Origin of the sequence: Enterobacter cloacae complex sp. S2 (genome assembly GCF_015159675.1) — a bacterium.
In the GTDB taxonomy this organism is placed as follows: Bacteria; Pseudomonadota; Gammaproteobacteria; order Enterobacterales; family Enterobacteriaceae; genus Enterobacter; species Enterobacter intestinihominis.
In genome coordinates this window covers 20,872-41,801 of record NZ_JADDTS010000016.1, presented here as the reverse complement: position 1 = coordinate 41,801, position 20,930 = coordinate 20,872, and the positions used below count along the sequence as shown (strand labels likewise).

The following is a 20,930-nucleotide window of genomic DNA, read 5'->3' as shown; positions in this document are numbered from 1 at the left end:
TTTTAAACGCTGCGGTAACATATTTAATACAATAACGGCGCGGGCTGTGGTGATAGTGGTCACTCACCTTTAAGCGTTTTCTTTTCCGGCAAGGTCATTCATTCCCGCTTCCAGGCATTTCATTCCGTATCTCCTGCATTTCATGCCGTTTTACCCCTGGCGTTTTGGGGTTTTGTTTATCGTGTCCTCAGCGAACTTCCTTAATTTCTCTTGCAGGACACTGCCATGAACACATCAACTTATAACCGCACGCGTTGGCTGACGCTTTTCGGCACCATCGTTACCCAGTTCGCACTGGGCTCGGTCTATACCTGGAGCCTGTTTAACAGCGCCCTGTCCGATAAGCTCGGCGCACCGATAAGCCAGGTGGCATTCTCCTTCGGCTTGCTGAGCCTTGGATTAGCGATTTCCTCTTCCGTGGCGGGCAAACTTCAGGAGCGCTTCGGCGTGAAGCGCGTAACCATGGCCTCCGGGATCCTGCTGGGCGTGGGCTTCTTCCTGACGGCACATTCAAACAACCTGATGATGCTGTGGCTAAGCGCCGGGGTGCTGGTGGGTCTGGCGGACGGCGCAGGTTATCTGCTGACGCTGTCTAACTGCGTGAAGTGGTTCCCGGAGCGTAAAGGGCTTATTTCCGCGTTTGCCATTGGTTCATATGGCCTGGGCAGCCTGGGGTTCAAATTCATTGACTCCCATCTGCTGGCCTCGGTGGGGCTTGAGAAAACCTTTATGATCTGGGGCGTGATTGTGCTGGTAATGATCCTCTTCGGCGCCACGCTGATGAAAGATGCGCCGCAGCAGGAAGTGAAAACCGTTAACGGCGTGGTGGAGAACGATTTCACCCTCGCTCAGTCCATGCGTAAGCCGCAGTACTGGATGCTGGCGGTGATGTTCCTGACGGCCTGCATGAGCGGTCTGTATGTCATCGGTGTGGCGAAAGATATCGCGCAGGGGATGGTAAAACTGGACGCGGCGACGGCGGCAAACGCGGTAACGGTCATCTCCATCGCTAACCTCTCGGGTCGTCTGGTACTGGGTATCCTGTCTGACAAAATCGCCCGTATGCGTGTGATTACGCTGGGGCAGGTCATCTCCCTGGTGGGTATGGCAGCACTGCTGTTCGCTCCGCTGAACGAGGCGACATTCTTTGCAGCAATTGCCTGCGTAGCCTTTAACTTTGGCGGCACTATTACCGTCTTCCCGTCACTGGTGAGCGAGTTCTTCGGCCTGAACAACCTGGCGAAAAACTACGGCGTCATTTATCTCGGCTTCGGTATCGGCAGTATTTGCGGTTCACTGATTGCCTCGCTGTTTGGCGGCTTCTACGTGACCTTCTGCGTGATATTCGCTTTGCTGATTATTTCGCTGGCGCTGTCCACCACGATCCGTCAGCCGCAGCGCGAACTGTATAAAGAAGCGCATGTATGATGCGATGAAAAGAGGCCGCAGGGCCTCTTTTATTTATTTCTAAATCGCTTCCGGACTTGCTATTTTGTAAAAATCTTCATCGATTCACATTCTCTGCTGCCACTTTTCTTCCCTGCTGTGGTCTACTTATCGCGCTTGTAGACGTTTCTGATAACGGTTTCTCTCGCATCTACTTACTCTGTCAGCTTTCTCACTGAGATTCGGCGGGTTTTTATACCCCTTCCCCCAGGGTTGTTTGCATGAAATATATTAGGTCTCTTACCCAGCAAAGATTGTGTCTGATGCTGGCTGTCTATATCGGTTTGTTTCTGAATGGCGCGGTGCTGTTCAGACGAGTGGAAGGTTATTTCGAACACCTCACTGTAAGAAATGGAATTTTTGCCGCGATTGAAGTGTTTGGCTCAATTCTGGCGACCTTCTTCCTGTTACGCCTGCTCTCTCTCTTTGGTCGTCGTACATGGCAAATTCTGGCCTCGCTGGTGGTGATTATCTCCGCCGCCGCAAGCTATTACATGACATTCATGAACGTGGTCATTGGCTACGGTATTGTGGCCTCGGTGATGACCACGGACATCGACCTCTCGAAAGAGGTGGTGGGTCAAGGGTTCATCCTGTGGACAATTCTGACCTGCCTGATCCCGCTCTTCTTTATCTGGAGTAACACCTGTCGCTACACCCTGTTACGCCAGTTGCGTACCCGGGGACAGCGCATCCGCAACGTCGCCGTCGTTCTTCTGGCGGGTCTGCTGGTATGGGCGCCTATTCGCCTGATGGAAAAGCAGCAAAAACGGATCGAAAAAGCGACAGGCGTGGATATGCCAAGCTACGGCGGCGTGGTGGCTAACTCGTACCTGCCGTCTAACTGGCTGTCGGCGTTAGGTCTTTATGCATGGGCTCAGGCGGACGAATCCAGCGATGTGAAATCGCTGATTAACCCGACCAAAAAGTTCACCTACCAGGCTCCGGCTGACGGGCTGGATGATACTTACGTGGTCTTCGTTATCGGCGAAACGACGCGCTGGGATCATATGGGTATTCTCGGTTATGACCGCGATACCACCCCGAAACTGGCGCAGGAAAAGAATCTGGTGGCATACCGCGGCTACTCCTGCGATACCGCCACGAAGCTCTCGTTGCGCTGTATGTTTGTTCGCGAGGGCGGTGCGAGTGATAACCCTCAGCGCACTCTCAAAGAGCAAAACGTATTTGCTGTTCTGAAGCAGCTTGGATTTAGCTCCGATCTGTTCGCCATGCAAAGTGAGATGTGGTTCTACACCAACACCATGGCGGATAACATCGCCTACCGCGAGCAGATTGGCGCCGAGCCGCGTAACCGCGGAAAGAACGTTGATGACATGCTGCTGCTCTCTGAAATGGAACAGTCGCTGAAAAACCATCCGCAGGGTAAGCACCTTATTGTTCTGCATACCAAAGGGTCACACTACAGCTACTATCAGCGTTACACGCGCGATTTCGCCAAATGGACGCCTGAGTGCGTCGGCATTAACAAGAACTGTAGCAAGCAGGAGTTGATCAATGCCTATGATAACTCGATTCTGTATGTGGATACCTTCCTCAGCCGGGTGATTGACCAGCTTCGCGATAAGAAAGCGATTGTGATCTACGCGGCCGACCACGGCGAGTCCATCAACGAGAAAGAGCATTTACACGGTACGCCGCGTAAGCTGGCGCCACCAGAGCAGTTCCGCGTGCCGATGATCATGTGGATGTCGGACAAGTATCTGGAAAACCCGGACAAAGCCAAAATGTTTGCCCACCTGAAACAGCAGGCAGAGATTAAGGTACCGCGCCGTCACGTTGAGCTGTACGACACTATTATGGGCTGTCTCGGCTATACCTCACCGAACGGTGGGATTAACGAAAACAACAACTGGTGTAAACTCCCTGATAACACCACAAAAGCCGCGCAGTAGCTGGTCTGGCGAGAATATCGCCAGTTGAATGGCTTTTTGAAAATAAGGGATTGACGAGGGCGCACCTCAGCAGTAAGATGCGCTCCGCATTCGGCGAGTAGCGCAGCTTGGTAGCGCAACTGGTTTGGGACCAGTGGGTCGGAGGTTCGAATCCTCTCTCGCCGACCACATTCTAAAAAGGGCTAACCGCAAGGTTAGCCCTTTTTGCATTAACGCGTTACCCCACACGAGTCCTCAAAATACCCCTTAGCCCTGCTTCCCCCTGCCTGCTTACGGTTTTGTGACATAATCCATTGTATTTTTTTATATATAGTTTGATCTTTTTTCGCGTTGCTTATGGATAACCTCAGCATTTTTCGCTGTGCGTTTTAACGTTCGCGGTATTTAGTGCTCAGATAATCACCATTCTGTAAGAAAATTTACCCATTCTGAATAAAACTTAATCACTGGGTGTTGCGAAATAGGGAGGGGTTTGTGCTGCAACATGGCGAGTAGCATAAATTTCTCTGCTGAAAACTGGCATTCAGAGTTTTTTTAATCTTTGTTTGCGGTTTCTCACACTCCACGTAAATCCCCGCCACCTGTATTGACGTTTTCACATTCTGTTGACAGATTGTAGGGCACGAGGGGCATTTCAGGGAGGATCTGCGCTGCAACTCAAACGCTCTTCTGAAAGGATTCTCTATCCCTTTTAACGCCCTCGGGCATCACCGACCGGACCGGGTAAAAAATAAATAAAGGTCAGGCGGCGTAACACAACAAAGCAAAACATCACATTGGAGCACAATAATGAGTATTTCCTTGAAGAAGTCAGGGATGCTGAAGCTTGGTCTGAGCCTGGTGGGCATGACCGTCGCAGCAAGCGTACAGGCAAAAACCCTGGTTTACTGTTCTGAAGGCTCTCCGGAAGGCTTTAACCCACAGCTCTTTACCTCTGGTACGACTTACGACGCAAGCTCTGTACCGATCTATAACCGTCTGGTTGAATTTAAAACCGGCACCACGGAAGTGATTCCTGGCCTGGCTGAAAAGTGGGATATCAGCGAAGACGGTAAAACCTATACCTTCCACCTGCGTCAGGGCGTGAAGTGGCAGGACAGCAAAGAATTCAAACCTACGCGCGACTTTAACGCCGACGACGTAGTGTTCTCCTTCGACCGTCAAAAAAATGCCCAGAACCCGTACCATAAAGTGTCTGGCGGCAGCTATGAATACTTCGAAGGGATGGGTCTGCCAGACCTGATTGCTGAAGTGAAAAAAGTGGACGATAAAACCGTTCAGTTTGTGCTGACGCGTCCGGAAGCGCCATTCCTCGCTGACCTGGCGATGGACTTCGCCTCTATTCTCTCTAAAGAGTACGCGGACAACATGCTGAAAGCCGGCACGCCGGAAAAAGTGGACCTGAACCCAATCGGTACCGGCCCGTTCCAGCTGCTTCAGTACCAGAAAGATTCCCGTATTCTGTATAAAGCCTTCCCGGGCTACTGGGGCACCAAGCCGCAGATCGACCGTCTGGTCTTCTCCATCACGCCTGACGCATCCGTGCGTTACGCAAAATTGCAGAAAAACGAATGTCAGGTGATGCCGTATCCAAACCCGGCTGACATCGCGCGCATGAAGCAGGACAAAAATATCAACCTGATGGAGCAGGCGGGCCTGAACGTGGGGTATCTCTCCTTCAACACCGAGAAGAAACCGTTCGATGACGTGAAAGTGCGTCAGGCGCTGACCTACGCGGTGAACAAAGAAGCGATCATCAAAGCCGTTTACCAGGGCGCTGGCGTTGCGGCCAAGAACCTGATCCCACCAACCATGTGGGGCTATAACGACGACATTAAGGACTACACCTACGATCCTGAGAAAGCGAAAGCGCTGCTGAAAGAAGCGGGCCAGGATAAAGGTTTCACCGTTGAGCTGTGGGCGATGCCGGTACAGCGTCCTTACAACCCGAACGCACGTCGTATGGCGGAAATGGTTCAGGCTGACTGGGCGAAGATTGGCGTACAGGCCAAAATTGTGACCTACGAGTGGGGCGAGTACCTGAAACGCGCCAAAGCGGGCGAACACCAGGCGGTCATGATGGGCTGGACCGGCGACAACGGGGATCCGGACAACTTCTTCGCGACCCTGTTCAGCTGTGCGGCAGCGAAAGACGGTTCCAACTACTCTCGCTGGTGCTACAAGCCGTTTGAAGACCTGATCCAGCCGGCGCGTGCGACCGATGATCACAACAAACGTATCGAACTGTACAAGCAAGCGCAGGTTGTCATGCACGATCAGGCTCCGGCGCTGATTGTTGCTCACTCCACCGTGTACGAGCCAGTGCGTAAAGAAGTGAAGGGCTACGTGGTCGATCCACTGGGCAAACACCACTTCGAAAACGTGTCTGTTGAATAATAAGTAGGGTGTTCTCCCTCTCCCTGTGGGAGAGGGCAGGGGTGAGGGGCGTGCATGCATCCCCTCACCCTAACCCTCTCCCGAAGGGAGAGGGAATTTACATTTGTGAGCAATACAGACGTCACGCTACTGAGCGTGCGTCATCAGAGAGAATCCGGGTTATGTTGCAGTTCATCCTCCGACGTCTGGGACTGGTTATCCCGACGTTTATCGGTATCACCCTTCTCACTTTTGCCTTCGTCCATATGATCCCGGGTGATCCGGTGATGATTATGGCGGGCGAGCGTGGTATCTCCCCTGAACGTCATGCGCAACTGCTGGCTGAACTCGGCCTTGATAAGCCGATGTGGCAGCAGTACCTCCACTACATCTGGGGCGTATTACACGGCGATTTAGGGATTTCACTGAAAAGCCGTCTTCCGGTGTGGGACGAGTTCGTGCCGCGTTTCCAGGCGACGCTGGAACTCGGCATCTGCGCCATGATCTTCGCGACCGCGGTGGGGATTCCCGTCGGCGTGCTGGCTGCCGTTAAGCGTGGCTCTATTTTCGACCACACCGCCGTTGGCCTGGCACTGACCGGCTACTCCATGCCTATCTTCTGGTGGGGCATGATGCTGATCATGCTGGTCTCGGTGCAGTGGAACCTGACGCCGGTCTCCGGACGTGTCAGCGATATGGTTTTCCTTGACGACACCAACCCGTTAACCGGCTTTATGCTGATTGATACGGCGATCTGGGGCGAAGAGGGCAACTTCATTGATGCGGTTGCGCACATGATCCTGCCTGCAATGGTGCTGGGCACCATCCCACTTGCGGTGATCGTGCGTATGACTCGTTCCTCCATGCTGGAAGTGCTGGGCGAAGATTATATTCGGACTGCCCGCGCTAAAGGTCTGACCCGTATGCGCGTCATCATCATTCATGCCCTGCGTAACGCCATGCTGCCGGTGGTGACCGTTATCGGTTTGCAGGTCGGTACGCTGCTGGCCGGGGCGATCCTGACCGAAACCATCTTCTCCTGGCCAGGCCTTGGACGCTGGCTGATTGATGCGCTGCAACGCCGTGACTATCCGGTTGTGCAGGGCGGTGTATTGCTGGTCGCGACGATGATTATCCTCGTCAACCTGCTGGTCGATTTGCTGTACGGCGTGGTGAACCCGCGTATTCGTCATAAGAAGTAAGGGGCCATCATGTCACAAGTTACTCAAAATAAAGCGGTTACCGCACCGGTGCCAATGACGCCGATGCAGGAATTCTGGCACTACTTCAAGCGCAACAAAGGCGCGGTCGTCGGGCTGGTGTATGTTTCCATTATGATCCTGATTGCGGTGTTTGCGAACTTCCTTGCGCCGTATAACCCCGCGGACCAGTTCCGTGATGCGCTGCTCGCGCCACCGGCCTGGCAGGAAGGTGGTAGCCTGACGCACCTGCTCGGTACTGATGACGTTGGCCGCGATGTGCTGTCTCGTCTGATGTACGGTGCGCGCCTCTCTCTGCTGGTTGGCTGTCTCGTGGTGGTGTTGTCGCTGATCATGGGCGTTGTGCTTGGTCTGGTGGCGGGCTACTTCGGCGGCATCGTTGATAACGTCATCATGCGTATCGTCGATATCATGCTGGCATTGCCAAGCCTTCTGCTGGCCCTGGTGCTGGTCGCGGTCTTTGGTCCTTCGATAGGCAATGCCGCGCTCGCGCTAACGTTCGTTGCGCTTCCTCACTATGTCCGATTAACCCGTGCGGCCGTGCTGGTCGAGGTGAACCGCGATTATGTGACAGCATCTCGAGTGGCGGGTGCGGGGGCGATGCGCCAGATGTTCGTCAATATTCTTCCTAACTGCCTTGCACCGCTGATTGTTCAGGCGTCGCTCGGTTTTTCTAACGCCATTCTCGATATGGCCGCTCTTGGCTTCCTTGGCATGGGTGCGCAGCCGCCAACACCGGAATGGGGCACCATGCTCTCCGACGTGTTGCAGTTCGCGCAAAGCGCCTGGTGGGTCGTCACCTTCCCGGGTCTGGCGATTCTGCTGACGGTGCTGGCATTTAACCTGATGGGTGATGGTCTGCGTGATGCACTTGATCCCAAACTGAAGCAGTAAGAGGCACGAGATGGCGTTATTAAATGTAGATAAATTATCGGTGCACTTCGGCGATGAAGGCACACCGTTTCGTGCTGTGGACCGCATCAGCTATAGCGTAAATCAGGGCGAAGTGGTTGGTATCGTTGGGGAGTCCGGTTCCGGTAAGTCAGTGAGTTCACTGGCAATCATGGGGCTGATTGACTATCCCGGCCGCGTAATGGCGGAAAGCCTGGAGTTCAATGGTCAGGATCTGCAGCGCATTTCCGAAAAACAGCGCCGCCAACTGGTGGGAGCGGAAGTGGCGATGATCTTCCAGGACCCGATGACCAGTCTGAACCCGTGTTACACCGTGGGTTTCCAGATTATGGAAGCCATTAAGGTGCACCAGGGCGGTAACAAGCAAACCCGTCGCCAGCGCGCTATTGACCTGCTGACGCAGGTGGGTATACCCGATCCGGCATCGCGTCTGGACGTTTATCCGCACCAGTTGTCCGGTGGGATGAGTCAGCGTGTAATGATCGCGATGGCCATTGCCTGTCGTCCAAAACTGCTGATTGCCGATGAACCGACAACCGCGCTGGACGTGACCATTCAGGCGCAAATTATTGAGCTACTGCTGGAGTTGCAGCAGAAAGAGAATATGGCGCTGGTGCTGATTACGCACGATCTGGCGCTGGTGGCTGAAGCGGCACACAAAATCATTGTGATGTATGCAGGCCAGGTGGTGGAGACCGGGAGTTCACACGATATCTTCCGGGCCCCGCGTCATCCCTATACGCAGGCGCTGCTGCGCGCGCTGCCGGAGTTCGCGCAGGATAAAGCGCGTCTGGCCTCGCTGCCGGGGGTGGTACCGGGTAAATATGACCGTCCTCAGGGCTGTCTGCTTAACCCGCGCTGCCCGTATGCGACGGATAAATGCCGCGTCGACGAGCCGGAGCTGAACCTGTTAGCTGGCGGACGTCAGTCGAAATGCCACTACCCACTCGATGATGCCGGGAGGCCAACACTATGAGTACGCAACAAATGCTGTTGCAGGCCATCGACCTGAAAAAACATTACCCGGTGAAGAAGGGCCTCTTTGCTCCTGAGCGCCTGGTAAAAGCGCTGGATGGTGTCTCCTTTACTCTCGAACGCGGAAAAACGCTGGCGGTGGTAGGGGAATCTGGCTGTGGGAAGTCCACGCTGGGCCGTCTGTTAACGATGATTGAAGTTCCGACTGGCGGCGAGCTTTACTATCAGGGCCAGGATCTGCTCAAGCACGATCCGCAGGCGCAGAAACTGCGACGTCAGAAAATCCAGATTGTGTTCCAGAATCCGTATGGTTCGCTGAACCCGCGAAAAAAAGTGGGGCAGATTCTGGAAGAGCCGCTGCTGATCAACAGCAACCTGAGCAAAGAGCAGCGTCGTGAAAAAGCGCTGGCGATGATGGCGAAGGTGGGCCTGAAAACCGAGCATTACGATCGCTATCCGCATATGTTCTCTGGCGGTCAACGTCAGCGTATCGCCATCGCCCGTGGTCTGATGCTCGACCCGGACGTGGTGATTGCCGATGAACCGGTTTCGGCGCTCGACGTATCCGTGCGTGCGCAGGTGCTGAACCTGATGATGGATTTACAGCAGGATCTTGGGCTGTCGTACGTTTTCATCTCCCATGACCTGTCTGTGGTTGAGCACATTACCGATGAGGTGATGGTGATGTATCTGGGACGCTGCGTAGAGAAGGGGACGAAAGATCAGATCTTTAATAACCCGCGTCATCCATATACTCAGGCACTACTGTCTGCGACGCCGCGACTGAACCCGGATGACCGTCGTGAGCGCATTAAGTTGACCGGCGAGTTACCAAGCCCGCTTAACCCGCCGCCGGGATGTGCGTTCAACGCCCGCTGCCGTCGCCGCTTCGGTCCGTGTACGCAGTTGCAGCCACAACTGAAAGATTATGGCGGACAGCTGGTGGCCTGCTTCGCGGTCGATCAGGATGAAAACGGCGAAAAGCCGCATGCATAAAGGAAAAAACCGGCGATAAGCCGGTTTTTTTACGTCTGAGATCTACTTCCGCAAACGAATCTGGTCAACGGCGTGTTTCTCACTCTTGGTGAGGATCAGGCTTGCACGTTCGCGCGTCGGCAGGATGTTCTCTTTGAGGTTGACGTAGTTGATCTCATTCCACAGCCCGGTCGCCACGTTGATAGCCTCTTCTTCAGAGAGCTGAGCGTAGTTGTGGAAGTAAGAATCCGGGTCGGTGAACGCCCCTTCACGGAACTTCAGGAAGCGGTTGATATACCAGCGTTGCAACAGATCTTCAGGCGCATCCACATAAATTGAGAAATCGACGAAGTCAGAGACAAACACGTGATGCGGATCGTGAGGGTAATCCATCCCGCTTTGCAGTACGTTTAAGCCCTCCAGAATCAGGATGTCGGGCTGCACCACCGTTTTGTCACCATCCGGGATGCGGTCGTAGATCAGATGCGAGTAGACCGGTGCGGTAACGTTCGGCACGCCCGATTTTAAATCAGAGACAAACTTTACCAGGCGGTGCATATCATAAGAGAGCGGGAAGCCCTTCTTCTTCATCAGGCCGCGTTCTTTCAACACCTCATTGGGATGCAGGAAGCCGTCGGTGGTGATCAGCTCCACGCTGCGGTGTTCCGGCCAGCGGCTCAGCAGCGCCTGTAGCACGCGCGCGGTGGTACTTTTACCCACTGCCACGCTGCCCGCAATACTGATGATATAAGGAATACGTTGACCGTTCGTGCCGAGGAACTGTTCCAGTACGGCCTGACGACGCAAGTTGGAGCTGATGTAAAAGTTAAGCAAGCGAGAGAGGGGGAGATAGATTTCTGCCACCTCTTCCAGGGAGAGATCTTCGTTTATCCCTTTTAGCCGTGCGATTTCACCTTCCGTCAGTGTCATAGGGACGGAGTCACGCAGGGCTGCCCACTGGCTACGGTTAAACTGAAGATAGGGCGTCATTAACGTTTGCTCTTTTTTGCTCATAAGCATGCTTCTGTGAACCATCACGAAACGGCGGGTGCGGGCTCATCACATAGTTAATTTTGGACAATGGGCAGGAGGTTAACACCAGATGAGAGGAATAATAAGAAAAAATATGGGAAAGCGATGCTTAACCGGGCAGGCATCACCCGGGGCTATAGCGTGCCGAAATCAGGCGTTCATGTTGGATTTTTAATCACGAGCGGATGAATTTACAGCGGTTAGCCCTGGTTTCGAATAAAATGTGAGCGAAAGAACGTTTTATGCAATTTTTTAGTTGCATGACTGCGCAGGTCTCCATAGAATGCGCGCTACTTGATGCCGACTTAGCTCAGTAGGTAGAGCAACTGACTTGTAATCAGTAGGTCACCAGTTCGATTCCGGTAGTCGGCACCATCAAGTCCGGTGGGGTTCCCGAGCGGCCAAAGGGAGCAGACTGTAAATCTGCCGTCACAGACTTCGAAGGTTCGAATCCTTCCCCCACCACCACTTTCTGGCAGCGTCAACGCCGCCGGAGCTGGTTGGAAAAATTGACCAGCTCGAACAGAAAAGAGAGAAATCTCTTTTTTTGTTACAGAAAGAACTGGGTAGCCGAGTTTCAGGATGCGGGCATCGTATAATGGCTATTACCTCAGCCTTCCAAGCTGATGATGCGGGTTCGATTCCCGCTGCCCGCTCCAATACGTGCTGATATGGCTCAGTTGGTAGAGCGCACCCTTGGTAAGGGTGAGGTCCCCAGTTCGACTCTGGGTATCAGCACCACTTCACTTCTCCCTCCCTTTCTCTCTGTTTCAATGTAAATGTATTCAACAGTTCAGGCATTTTCGCCTGGTTGATGTGGTGATATCACCGATTTATCCGTGTCTTAGAGGGACAATCGATGTCTAAAGAAAAGTTTGAACGTACAAAACCGCACGTTAACGTCGGTACTATCGGCCACGTTGACCATGGTAAAACAACGCTGACCGCTGCAATCACTACCGTACTGGCTAAAACCTACGGCGGTGCTGCTCGTGCTTTCGATCAGATCGATAACGCACCAGAAGAAAAAGCTCGTGGTATCACCATCAACACCTCTCACGTTGAGTATGACACCCCGACTCGCCACTACGCACACGTAGACTGCCCAGGCCACGCCGACTATGTTAAAAACATGATCACCGGTGCTGCGCAGATGGACGGCGCGATCCTGGTTGTTGCTGCGACTGACGGCCCTATGCCTCAGACTCGTGAGCACATCCTGCTGGGTCGTCAGGTAGGCGTTCCTTTCATCATCGTGTTCCTGAACAAATGCGACATGGTTGATGACGAAGAGCTGCTGGAACTGGTAGAGATGGAAGTTCGTGAACTGCTGTCTCAGTACGATTTCCCAGGCGACGACACTCCAATCGTTCGTGGTTCCGCGCTGAAAGCGCTGGAAGGCGACGCAGAGTGGGAAGCGAAAATCATCGAACTGGCTGGCTTCCTGGATTCTTACATCCCAGAACCAGAGCGTGCGATTGACAAGCCATTCCTGCTGCCAATCGAAGACGTATTCTCCATCTCCGGTCGTGGTACCGTTGTTACCGGTCGTGTAGAGCGCGGTATCATCAAAGTTGGTGAAGAAGTTGAAATCGTTGGTATCAAAGAGACTGCGAAGTCTACCTGTACTGGCGTTGAAATGTTCCGCAAACTGCTGGACGAAGGCCGTGCTGGTGAGAACGTTGGTGTTCTGCTGCGTGGTATCAAACGTGAAGAAATCGAACGTGGTCAGGTTCTGGCGAAGCCAGGCTCAATCAAGCCACACACCAAGTTCGAATCTGAAGTGTACATTCTGTCCAAAGACGAAGGCGGCCGTCATACTCCGTTCTTCAAAGGCTACCGTCCACAGTTCTACTTCCGTACAACTGACGTGACCGGTACCATCGAACTGCCAGAAGGCGTAGAGATGGTAATGCCAGGCGACAACATCAAGATGGTTGTGACTCTGATCCACCCAATCGCGATGGACGACGGTCTGCGTTTCGCAATCCGTGAAGGCGGCCGTACCGTTGGCGCGGGCGTTGTTGCTAAAGTTCTCGGCTAATCGCTGATAACATTTGACGCAATGCGCAATAAAAGGGCATCATTTGATGCCCTTTTTGCACGCTTTCACATCAGAACCTGGCTCATCAGTGATTAATTTTGTCATAATCATTGCTGAGACAGGCTCTGCGGAGAGCGTATAATACGAAAAGCGAATAGCATTTCGATTGGTTTGCCTCGCACTCGCGGGGTGAAAATGTTTGTAGAATACTTCTGACAGGTTGGTTTATGAGTGCGAATACCGAAGCTCAAGGGAGCGGGCGCGGCCTGGAAGCGATGAAATGGGTAGTTGTAGCCGTGCTGCTGATTGTGGCGATTGTCGGCAACTATCTTTATCGTGACATGATGCTGCCGCTACGCGCGCTTGCAGTGGTAATTCTGATTGCTGCGGCGGGTGGTGTCGCGCTGTTGACGACGAAAGGCAAAGCGACCGTTGCGTTTGCCCGCGAAGCGCGTACCGAAGTCCGCAAGGTCATTTGGCCGACTCGCCAGGAAACATTGCACACCACGCTGATTGTAGCGGCGGTAACCGCTGTAATGTCACTGATCCTGTGGGGACTGGATGGTATTCTGGTTCGCCTGGTATCCTTTATCACTGGCCTGAGGTTCTGAGATGTCTGAAGCCCCTAAAAAGCGCTGGTACGTCGTTCAGGCGTTTTCCGGTTTTGAAGGCCGCGTAGCTACGTCGCTGCGTGAGCATATCAAATTACACAATATGGAAGAGTTATTTGGCGAAGTTATGGTTCCGACCGAAGAAGTGGTTGAGATCCGTGGCGGCCAACGTCGCAAAAGCGAGCGTAAATTCTTCCCGGGTTACGTGCTGGTTCAGATGGTGATGAACGACGCGAGCTGGCACTTGGTGCGCAGCGTACCACGCGTGATGGGCTTTATCGGCGGCACATCTGACCGTCCGGCGCCAATCAGCGACAAAGAAGTTGATGCGATTATGAACCGCCTCCAGCAGGTGGGTGATAAACCGCGTCCGAAAACGCTGTTTGAACCGGGTGAGATGGTTCGTGTTAACGACGGTCCGTTTGCTGACTTTAATGGCGTCGTCGAAGAAGTGGACTACGAGAAGTCCCGCCTGAAAGTTTCCGTTTCTATCTTTGGTCGTGCGACCCCGGTAGAGCTGGACTTTGCTCAGGTAGAAAAAGCCTAAGCAGCGATCAAAAAAGCGACGATTTAATCGTTGCACAGGGCGCGAGATTGGAATACAATTTCGCGCCTTTTGTTTTTATGGGTTCCGACCCGTAAAACGAATTTTATTCACGGGGAGCCTCTCCGAGGCGTTATTACCCAATCAGAGGATTTTAGAATGGCTAAGAAAGTACAAGCCTACGTCAAGCTGCAGGTTGCAGCAGGTATGGCGAACCCAAGTCCACCAGTTGGTCCAGCTCTGGGTCAGCAGGGTGTGAACATCATGGAATTCTGTAAAGCGTTCAACGCCAAAACTGAATCCATGGAAAAAGGTCTGCCAATCCCAGTTGTAATCACTGTTTACGCTGACCGTTCTTTCACTTTCGTTACCAAAACCCCTCCAGCAGCAGTTCTGCTGAAGAAAGCAGCGGGCATCAAGTCTGGTTCCGGTAAGCCGAACAAAGACAAAGTGGGTAAAATTTCCCGCGCTCAGCTGCAGGAAATCGCGCAGACCAAAGCTGCCGACATGACTGGTTCCGACATTGAAGCGATGACTCGCTCCATTGAAGGTACTGCACGTTCCATGGGCCTGGTAGTGGAGGACTAAGAAATGGCTAAACTGACCAAGCGCATGTCCGTGATCCGTGACAAAGTTGATGCGACCAAACAGTACGACATCAACGAAGCTATCGCTCTGCTGAAAGAACTGGCAACTGCTAAGTTCGTTGAAAGCGTTGACGTTGCCGTTAACCTGGGCATCGACGCTCGTAAATCCGATCAGAACGTTCGTGGCGCAACTGTACTGCCACACGGTACTGGCCGTTCCGTACGCGTAGCTGTATTTGCTCAGGGTGCAAACGCTGAAGCGGCTAAAGCTGCCGGCGCTGAACTGGTAGGTATGGAAGATCTGGCTGATCAGATCAAGAAAGGCGAAATGAACTTTGACGTTGTTATTGCTTCTCCAGATGCAATGCGCGTTGTTGGCCAGCTGGGCCAGGTTCTGGGTCCACGCGGCCTGATGCCAAACCCGAAAGTGGGTACTGTAACTCCTAACGTTGCTGAAGCGGTTAAGAACGCTAAAGCAGGTCAGGTTCGTTACCGTAACGACAAAAACGGCATCATCCACACCACCATCGGTAAAGTGGACTTTGACGCTGACAAACTGAAAGAAAACCTGGAAGCTCTGCTGGTTGCGCTGAAAAAAGCTAAACCAACTCAGGCGAAAGGCGTGTACATCAAGAAAGTTAGCATCTCCACCACCATGGGTGCAGGTGTTGCAGTTGACCAGGCTGGCCTGAGCGCTGCTGCAAACTAATGCCTTTACGTGGGCGGTGATTTTGTCTACAATCTTACCCCCACGTTTGCTAACAAAAGTTAGCGGCTAAAAGAATTGTTCGTTGGAGCCTGGCCTATCCAGGCCTCCGTCGAAGACCGCAGGTGTTTCGCAAGAAACTTAATCCCCTGCGTAGACGGTGACAGAACGCTAAGATTATTTTAAATACTCTGGCTTGTTTCTGCTCACCGTATTAAGACGCTCTTCCCGTTGGGTCGAGTGAAGTGAGTTCCGGAACATGAGTTCCGGCAAACATCCAGGAGCAAAGCTAATGGCTTTAAATCTTCAAGACAAACAAGCGATTGTTGCTGAAGTCAGCGAAGTAGCCAAAGGCGCGCTGTCTGCAGTAGTTGCGGATTCCCGTGGCGTTACTGTAGACAAAATGACTGAACTGCGTAAAGCAGGTCGTGAAGCTGGCGTATACATGCGTGTTGTTCGTAACACCCTGCTGCGTCGCGTAGTTGAAGGTACTCAGTTCGAGTGCCTGAAAGACACGTTTGTTGGTCCGACCCTGATTGCATACTCTATGGAACACCCGGGCGCTGCTGCTCGTCTGTTCAAAGAGTTCGCGAAAGCGAATGCAAAATTTGAGGTCAAAGCTGCAGCCTTTGAAGGTGAGTTGATCCCGGCATCGCAAATCGATCGCCTGGCCACCCTGCCGACCTACGAAGAAGCAATTGCACGCCTGATGGCAACCATGAAAGAAGCTGCGGCTGGCAAACTGGTTCGCACTCTGGCTGCTGTACGCGATGCGAAAGAAGCTGCTTAATCGCAGTTATCTTTATAAAGCATTTGCTTACGTATAAACTTATTCTGATTTTCAGGAACAATTTAAATGTCTATCACTAAAGATCAAATCATTGAAGCAGTAGCAGCTATGTCCGTAATGGACGTTGTAGAGCTGGTTTCTGCAATGGAAGAAAAATTCGGTGTTTCTGCTGCTGCTGCTGTAGCTGTAGCTGCGGGCCCGGCTGAAGCTGCTGAAGAAAAAACTGAATTCGACGTAATTCTGAAAGCTGCTGGCGCGAACAAAGTTGCTGTAATCAAAGCAGTACGTGGCGCAACTGGCCTGGGTCTGAAAGAAGCTAAAGACCTGGTAGAATCTGCTCCAGCTGCGCTGAAAGAAGGCGTGAGCAAAGACGACGCAGAAGCACTGAAAAAATCTCTGGAAGAAGCTGGCGCTGAAGTTGAAGTTAAATAAGCCAACTTTTCTGGTTGCAGCCTAAGTAATTAGGCTGATGGCTGGTGACTTTTTAGTCACCAGCCTTTTTGCGCTGTAAGGCATCAGCAGCATTTCACACTGTTTGACTGCTGGTTGTCCTGACAATGCTTGTTTCTATCGACGACTTAATATACTGCGACAGGGTGCTCGCTCTGTGTAAATCGCAATGAAATGGTTTAAGCGTGATAGCAACAGGTATTGCGGAAAGTATTCAATTTTCCGGTCCACAAAATGGTGTTGCACAAACTGTCCCTTCGTCGGACAGATGGGTCGACTTGTCAGCGAGCTGAGGAACCCTATGGTTTACTCCTATACCGAGAAAAAACGTATTCGTAAGGATTTTGGTAAACGTCCACAAGTTCTGGACATTCCATATCTCCTTTCTATCCAGCTTGACTCGTTCCAGAAGTTTATCGAGCAAGATCCTGAAGGGCAGTACGGCCTGGAAGCAGCCTTCCGTTCCGTGTTCCCGATTCAGAGCTACAGCGGTAATTCCGAGCTGCAGTACGTCAGCTACCGCCTTGGCGAACCGGTGTTTGACGTTCAGGAATGTCAGATCCGTGGCGTGACCTATTCCGCACCGCTGCGCGTAAAACTGCGTCTGGTGATCTACGAGCGCGAAGCGCCGGAAGGCACCGTAAAAGACATTAAAGAACAAGAAGTCTACATGGGTGAAATTCCACTCATGACGGACAACGGTACTTTCGTTATCAACGGTACTGAGCGTGTTATCGTTTCCCAGCTGCACCGTAGCCCGGGCGTCTTCTTCGACAGCGATAAAGGTAAAACGCACTCTTCCGGTAAAGTACTGTATAACGCACGCATCATTCCTTACCGTGGTTCATGGCTGGACTTCGAATTCGATCCAAAAGACAACCTGTTTGTCCGTATCGACCGTCGTCGTAAGCTGCCTGCAACCATCATTCTGCGTGCACTGAACTATACCACTGAGCAGATCCTGGACCTGTTCTTTGAGAAAGTGATCTTTGAAATCCGCGACAACAAGTTGCAGATGGAGTTGGTGCCGGAACGTCTGCGTGGTGAGACCGCGTCGTTCGACATCGAAGCCGACGGCAAAGTGTATGTGGAAAAAGGTCGCCGTATCACCGCGCGCCACATCCGCCAGCTGGAAAAAGATGATATCAAACACATCGAAGTTCCGGTTGAATACATTGCAGGAAAAGTAGCCGCGAAAGATTACGTTGATGAATCAACTGGCGAGCTGATCTGCCCGGCGAACATGGAGCTGAGCCTGGATCTGCTGGCTAAGCTGAGCCAGTCTGGCCACAAACGTATCGAAACGCTGTTCACCAACGATCTGGACCACGGTCCGTACATCTCTGAGACTGTACGCGTCGACCCAACCAACGATCGTCTGAGCGCGCTGGTTGAAATCTACCGCATGATGCGTCCTGGTGAGCCACCAACTCGCGAAGCGGCTGAAAGCCTGTTCGAGAACCTGTTCTTCTCCGAAGACCGCTACGATCTGTCCGCGGTAGGACGTATGAAGTTCAACCGTTCTCTGCTGCGCGACGAAATCGAAGGTTCCGGTATCCTGAGCAAAGACGACATCATTGAAGTGATGAAGAAGCTCATCGATATCCGTAACGGTAAAGGCGAAGTGGACGATATCGACCACCTCGGCAACCGTCGTATCCGTTCCGTAGGCGAAATGGCGGAAAACCAGTTCCGAGTTGGCCTGGTTCGTGTAGAGCGTGCGGTGAAAGAGCGTCTGTCTCTGGGCGATCTGGATACCCTGATGCCTCAGGATATGATCAACGCCAAGCCGATTTCTGCGGCAGTGAAAGAGTTCTTCGGTTCCAGCCAGCTGTCTCAGTTCATGGACCAGAACAACCCGCTGTCTGAGATCACGCACAAACGTCGTATCTCTGCACTCGGCCCAGGCGGTCTGACCCGTGAACGTGCAGGCTTTGAAGTTCGAGACGTACACCCGACTCACTACGGTCGCGTATGTCCAATCGAAACGCCTGAAGGTCCAAACATCGGTCTGATCAACTCCCTGTCCGTGTACGCACAGACAAACGAATACGGTTTCCTTGAGACCCCGTATCGTAAAGTGACCGACGGTGTGGTTACCGACGAAATTCATTACCTGTCTGCTATCGAAGAAGGCAACTACGTTATCGCTCAGGCGAACTCCAACCTGGATGACGAAGGCCACTTTGTAGAAGATCTGGTTACCTGCCGTAGCAAAGGCGAATCCAGCCTGTTCAGTCGCGACCAGGTTGACTACATGGACGTATCCACCCAACAGGTGGTATCCGTCGGTGCGTCCCTGATCCCGTTCCTGGAACACGATGACGCCAACCGTGCATTGATGGGTGCGAACATGCAACGTCAGGCCGTTCCAACTCTGCGTGCTGATAAGCCGCTGGTTGGTACCGGTATGGAACGTGCTGTTGCCGTTGATTCCGGTGTTACAGCAGTTGCTAAGCGTGGCGGTACCGTTCAGTACGTTGACGCATCCCGTATCGTTATCAAAGTTAACGAAGACGAGATGTATCCGGGCGAAGCGGGTATCGACATCTACAACCTGACCAAATACACCCGTTCTAACCAGAACACCTGTATCAACCAGATGCCTTGCGTATCTCTGGGTGAGCCAGTTGAGCGCGGCGACGTGCTGGCAGACGGTCCGTCCACCGACCTCGGTGAACTGGCGCTCGGTCAGAACATGCGCGTAGCGTTCATGCCGTGGAACGGTTACAACTTCGAAGACTCCATCCTCGTCTCCGAGCGTGTGGTTCAGGAAGATCGTTTCACCACCATCCACATTCAGGAACTGGCCTGTGTGTCCCGTGACACCAAGCTGGGGCCAGAAGAGATCACTGCCGACATCCCTAACGTGGGTGAAGCTGCGCTCTCTAAACTGGATGAATCCGGTATTGTTTACATCGGCGCGGAAGTGACCGGCGGCGACATTCTGGTTGGTAAGGTTACACCGAAAGGCGAAACCCAGCTGACGCCAGAAGAGAAACTGCTGCGTGCTATCTTCGGTGAGAAAGCGTCTGACGTTAAAGACTCTTCTCTGCGCGTACCAAACGGTGTTTCCGGTACGGTTATCGACGTTCAGGTCTTCACTCGTGACGGCGTTGAGAAAGATAAGCGTGCGCTGGAAATCGAAGAGATGCAGCTCAAACAGGCTAAGAAAGACCTGTCTGAAGAACTGCAAATCCTCGAAGCGGGTCTGTTCAGCCGTATCTATGCGGTGCTGGTTGCCGGTGGCGTTGAAGCTGAGAAGCTCGACAAACTGCCACGCGATCGCTGGCTGGAGCTGGGCCTGACCGACGAAGAGAAACAGAATCAGCTGGAACAGCTGGCTGAGCAGTATGACGAACTGAAACACGAGTTCGAGAAAAAACTCGAAGCGAAACGCCGCAAAATCACTCAGGGCGACGATCTGGCACCAGGCGTGCTGAAGATTGTTAAGGTGTATCTGGCTGTTAAACGTCAGATCCAGCCTGGTGACAAGATGGCAGGTCGTCACGGTAACAAGGGTGTTATCTCTAAGATCAACCCGATCGAAGATATGCCGCACGATGCTAACGGTACGCCGGTAGATATCGTACTGAACCCACTGGGTGTACCGTCTCGTATGAACATCGGTCAGATCCTGGAAACCCACCTGGGTATGGCTGCGAAAGGTATCGGCGACAAGATTAACGCCATGCTGAAGCAGCAGGAAGAAGTCGCGAAACTGCGCGAGTTCATCCAGCGTGCCTACGATCTGGGTACCGACGTGCGTCAGAAAGTCGACCTGAACACCTTCAGCGATGATGAAGTTCTGCGTCTGGCGGAAAACCTGCGTAAGGGTATGCCAATTGCAACGCCGGTATTCGACGGTGCAAAAGAAGCTGAAATTAAAGAGCTGCTGCAACTGGGTGGTCTGCCAACGTCTGGTCAGATTACGCTGTTTGACGGCCGTACCGGTGAACAGTTCGAGCGTCCGGTAACCGTAGGTTACATGTACATGCTGAAACTGAACCACCTGGTCGACGACAAGATGCACGCTCGTTCTACCGGTTCTTACAGCCTGGTTACTCAGCAGCCGCTGGGTGGTAAGGCTCAGTTCGGTGGTCAGCGCTTCGGGGAGATGGAAGTGTGGGCGCTGGAAGCATACGGCGCAGCATACACCCTGCAGGAAATGCTCACCGTTAAGTCTGATGACGTGAATGGTCGTACTAAGATGTATAAGAACATCGTAGACGGCAACCATCAGATGGAACCGGGCATGCCAGAATCCTTCAACGTACTGTTGAAAGAGATTCGTTCGCTGGGTATCAACATCGAACTGGAAGACGAGTAATTCTCGCTCAAACAGG

Annotated in this window: 16 protein-coding genes and 5 tRNA genes; 20 read left to right on the top strand and 1 reads right to left on the bottom strand. The window is 52.8% G+C overall.

Annotated features, from left to right (window positions below; all coding sequences use genetic code 11):
- The first annotated feature begins 225 nt into the window (after window positions 1–225).
- The 8 genes from IPZ49_RS08400 to dppF all read left to right on the top strand — a co-directional run bounded on the left by IPZ49_RS08400 (window position 226) and on the right by dppF (window position 9,841).
- Window positions 226–1,428, top strand: coding sequence for an MFS transporter (locus tag IPZ49_RS08400; protein WP_063146911.1), 1,203 nt, complete (start codon window positions 226–228; stop codon window positions 1,426–1,428).
- Between the two features lie 239 nt (window positions 1,429–1,667).
- Window positions 1,668–3,362 (top strand): kdo(2)-lipid A phosphoethanolamine 7''-transferase, encoded by a 1,695-nt coding sequence (gene eptB / locus IPZ49_RS08395; protein ID WP_022646694.1) that lies wholly within the window; start codon window positions 1,668–1,670, stop codon window positions 3,360–3,362.
- A 91-nt stretch (window positions 3,363–3,453) separates the two neighbouring features.
- Window positions 3,454–3,530, top strand: a tRNA-Pro gene (locus IPZ49_RS08390).
- 621 nt (window positions 3,531–4,151) lie between these two features.
- Window positions 4,152–5,759: a dipeptide ABC transporter periplasmic-binding protein DppA gene (dppA, locus tag IPZ49_RS08385; protein ID WP_113788230.1), complete on the top strand. Its 1,608-nt coding sequence runs from the start codon at window positions 4,152–4,154 to the stop codon at window positions 5,757–5,759.
- Between the two features lie 161 nt (window positions 5,760–5,920).
- Window positions 5,921–6,940, top strand: a complete 1,020-nt coding sequence (gene dppB / locus IPZ49_RS08380; RefSeq protein ID WP_022646696.1) for a dipeptide ABC transporter permease DppB — start codon at window positions 5,921–5,923, stop codon at window positions 6,938–6,940.
- A 9-nt stretch (window positions 6,941–6,949) separates the two neighbouring features.
- Window positions 6,950–7,852: a dipeptide ABC transporter permease DppC gene (gene dppC, locus IPZ49_RS08375; RefSeq protein ID WP_022646697.1), complete on the top strand. Its 903-nt coding sequence runs from the start codon at window positions 6,950–6,952 to the stop codon at window positions 7,850–7,852.
- A 10-nt stretch (window positions 7,853–7,862) separates the two neighbouring features.
- Window positions 7,863–8,846, top strand: coding sequence for a dipeptide ABC transporter ATP-binding protein (gene dppD, locus IPZ49_RS08370; protein WP_063146913.1), 984 nt, complete (start codon window positions 7,863–7,865; stop codon window positions 8,844–8,846).
- A complete protein-coding gene (gene dppF / locus IPZ49_RS08365) occupies window positions 8,843–9,841 on the top strand; it encodes a dipeptide ABC transporter ATP-binding subunit DppF (protein ID WP_063146914.1) in 999 nt (332 codons plus the stop codon). Before dppD ends, dppF begins: the two co-directional genes overlap by 4 nt.
- Window positions 9,842–9,883: 42 nt before the next feature.
- On the opposite strand, the gene coaA is transcribed toward dppF, so the two are convergent.
- Window positions 9,884–10,834, bottom strand: coding sequence for a type I pantothenate kinase (coaA, locus tag IPZ49_RS08360; protein WP_032622068.1), 951 nt, complete (start codon window positions 10,832–10,834; stop codon window positions 9,884–9,886).
- Window positions 10,835–11,151: 317 nt separating this feature from the next.
- Between coaA and IPZ49_RS08355 the strand changes: the two genes are divergently transcribed.
- From IPZ49_RS08355 to rpoB, 12 genes are all read left to right on the top strand, one after another.
- A tRNA-Thr gene (locus tag IPZ49_RS08355) sits at window positions 11,152–11,227 on the top strand.
- Window positions 11,228–11,235: 8 nt separating this feature from the next.
- Window positions 11,236–11,320, top strand: a tRNA-Tyr gene (locus IPZ49_RS08350).
- Window positions 11,321–11,436: 116 nt separating this feature from the next.
- Window positions 11,437–11,511, top strand: a tRNA-Gly gene (locus IPZ49_RS08345).
- 6 nt (window positions 11,512–11,517) lie between these two features.
- Window positions 11,518–11,593, top strand: a tRNA-Thr gene (locus tag IPZ49_RS08340).
- 118 nt (window positions 11,594–11,711) lie between these two features.
- Window positions 11,712–12,896, top strand: coding sequence for an elongation factor Tu (gene tuf, locus IPZ49_RS08335; RefSeq protein WP_022646700.1), 1,185 nt, complete (start codon window positions 11,712–11,714; stop codon window positions 12,894–12,896).
- A 227-nt stretch (window positions 12,897–13,123) separates the two neighbouring features.
- Window positions 13,124–13,507: a preprotein translocase subunit SecE gene (gene secE, locus IPZ49_RS08330; protein ID WP_003862342.1), complete on the top strand. Its 384-nt coding sequence runs from the start codon at window positions 13,124–13,126 to the stop codon at window positions 13,505–13,507.
- Window position 13,508: 1 nt separating this feature from the next.
- Entirely contained in the window at window positions 13,509–14,054 is a 546-nt protein-coding gene (nusG, locus tag IPZ49_RS08325) for a transcription termination/antitermination protein NusG (RefSeq protein ID WP_003862341.1), read from the top strand.
- A 156-nt stretch (window positions 14,055–14,210) separates the two neighbouring features.
- Entirely contained in the window at window positions 14,211–14,639 is a 429-nt protein-coding gene (gene rplK, locus IPZ49_RS08320; RefSeq protein WP_003862340.1) for a 50S ribosomal protein L11, read from the top strand.
- 3 nt (window positions 14,640–14,642) lie between these two features.
- A complete protein-coding gene (rplA, locus tag IPZ49_RS08315) occupies window positions 14,643–15,347 on the top strand; it encodes a 50S ribosomal protein L1 (protein ID WP_006810530.1) in 705 nt (234 codons plus the stop codon).
- Window positions 15,348–15,636: 289 nt separating this feature from the next.
- Window positions 15,637–16,134: a 50S ribosomal protein L10 gene (rplJ, locus tag IPZ49_RS08310; RefSeq protein WP_003862338.1), complete on the top strand. Its 498-nt coding sequence runs from the start codon at window positions 15,637–15,639 to the stop codon at window positions 16,132–16,134.
- 66 nt (window positions 16,135–16,200) lie between these two features.
- Window positions 16,201–16,566, top strand: coding sequence for a 50S ribosomal protein L7/L12 (gene rplL, locus IPZ49_RS08305; RefSeq protein ID WP_002445276.1), 366 nt, complete (start codon window positions 16,201–16,203; stop codon window positions 16,564–16,566).
- A gap of 319 nt (window positions 16,567–16,885) precedes the next feature.
- Window positions 16,886–20,914, top strand: coding sequence for a DNA-directed RNA polymerase subunit beta (rpoB, locus tag IPZ49_RS08300; RefSeq protein ID WP_023299068.1), 4,029 nt, complete (start codon window positions 16,886–16,888; stop codon window positions 20,912–20,914).
- Window positions 20,915–20,930 lie beyond the last annotated feature (16 nt).

Excerpts from the sequence above, each read along its gene's own strand:
- nusG (WP_003862341.1), top strand. The coding sequence starts at position 13,509 with ATGTCTGAAGCCCCTAAAAAGCGCTGGTACGTCGTTCAGGCGTTTTCC.
- secE (WP_003862342.1), top strand. The coding sequence starts at position 13,124 with ATGAGTGCGAATACCGAAGCTCAAGGGAGCGGGCGCGGCCTGGAAGCG.
- coaA (WP_032622068.1), bottom strand. The coding sequence starts at position 10,834 with ATGAGCAAAAAAGAGCAAACGTTAATGACGCCCTATCTTCAGTTTAAC.
- rplJ (WP_003862338.1), top strand. The coding sequence starts at position 15,637 with ATGGCTTTAAATCTTCAAGACAAACAAGCGATTGTTGCTGAAGTCAGC.
- eptB (WP_022646694.1), top strand. The coding sequence starts at position 1,668 with ATGAAATATATTAGGTCTCTTACCCAGCAAAGATTGTGTCTGATGCTG.
- dppA (WP_113788230.1), top strand. The coding sequence starts at position 4,152 with ATGAGTATTTCCTTGAAGAAGTCAGGGATGCTGAAGCTTGGTCTGAGC.
- dppD (WP_063146913.1), top strand. The coding sequence starts at position 7,863 with ATGGCGTTATTAAATGTAGATAAATTATCGGTGCACTTCGGCGATGAA.
- rplL (WP_002445276.1), top strand. The coding sequence starts at position 16,201 with ATGTCTATCACTAAAGATCAAATCATTGAAGCAGTAGCAGCTATGTCC.
- rplK (WP_003862340.1), top strand. The coding sequence starts at position 14,211 with ATGGCTAAGAAAGTACAAGCCTACGTCAAGCTGCAGGTTGCAGCAGGT.
- rplA (WP_006810530.1), top strand. The coding sequence starts at position 14,643 with ATGGCTAAACTGACCAAGCGCATGTCCGTGATCCGTGACAAAGTTGAT.
- dppC (WP_022646697.1), top strand. The coding sequence starts at position 6,950 with ATGTCACAAGTTACTCAAAATAAAGCGGTTACCGCACCGGTGCCAATG.
- rpoB (WP_023299068.1), top strand. The coding sequence starts at position 16,886 with ATGGTTTACTCCTATACCGAGAAAAAACGTATTCGTAAGGATTTTGGT.
- IPZ49_RS08400 (WP_063146911.1), top strand. The coding sequence starts at position 226 with ATGAACACATCAACTTATAACCGCACGCGTTGGCTGACGCTTTTCGGC.
- tuf (WP_022646700.1), top strand. The coding sequence starts at position 11,712 with ATGTCTAAAGAAAAGTTTGAACGTACAAAACCGCACGTTAACGTCGGT.
- dppF (WP_063146914.1), top strand. The coding sequence starts at position 8,843 with ATGAGTACGCAACAAATGCTGTTGCAGGCCATCGACCTGAAAAAACAT.
- dppB (WP_022646696.1), top strand. The coding sequence starts at position 5,921 with ATGTTGCAGTTCATCCTCCGACGTCTGGGACTGGTTATCCCGACGTTT.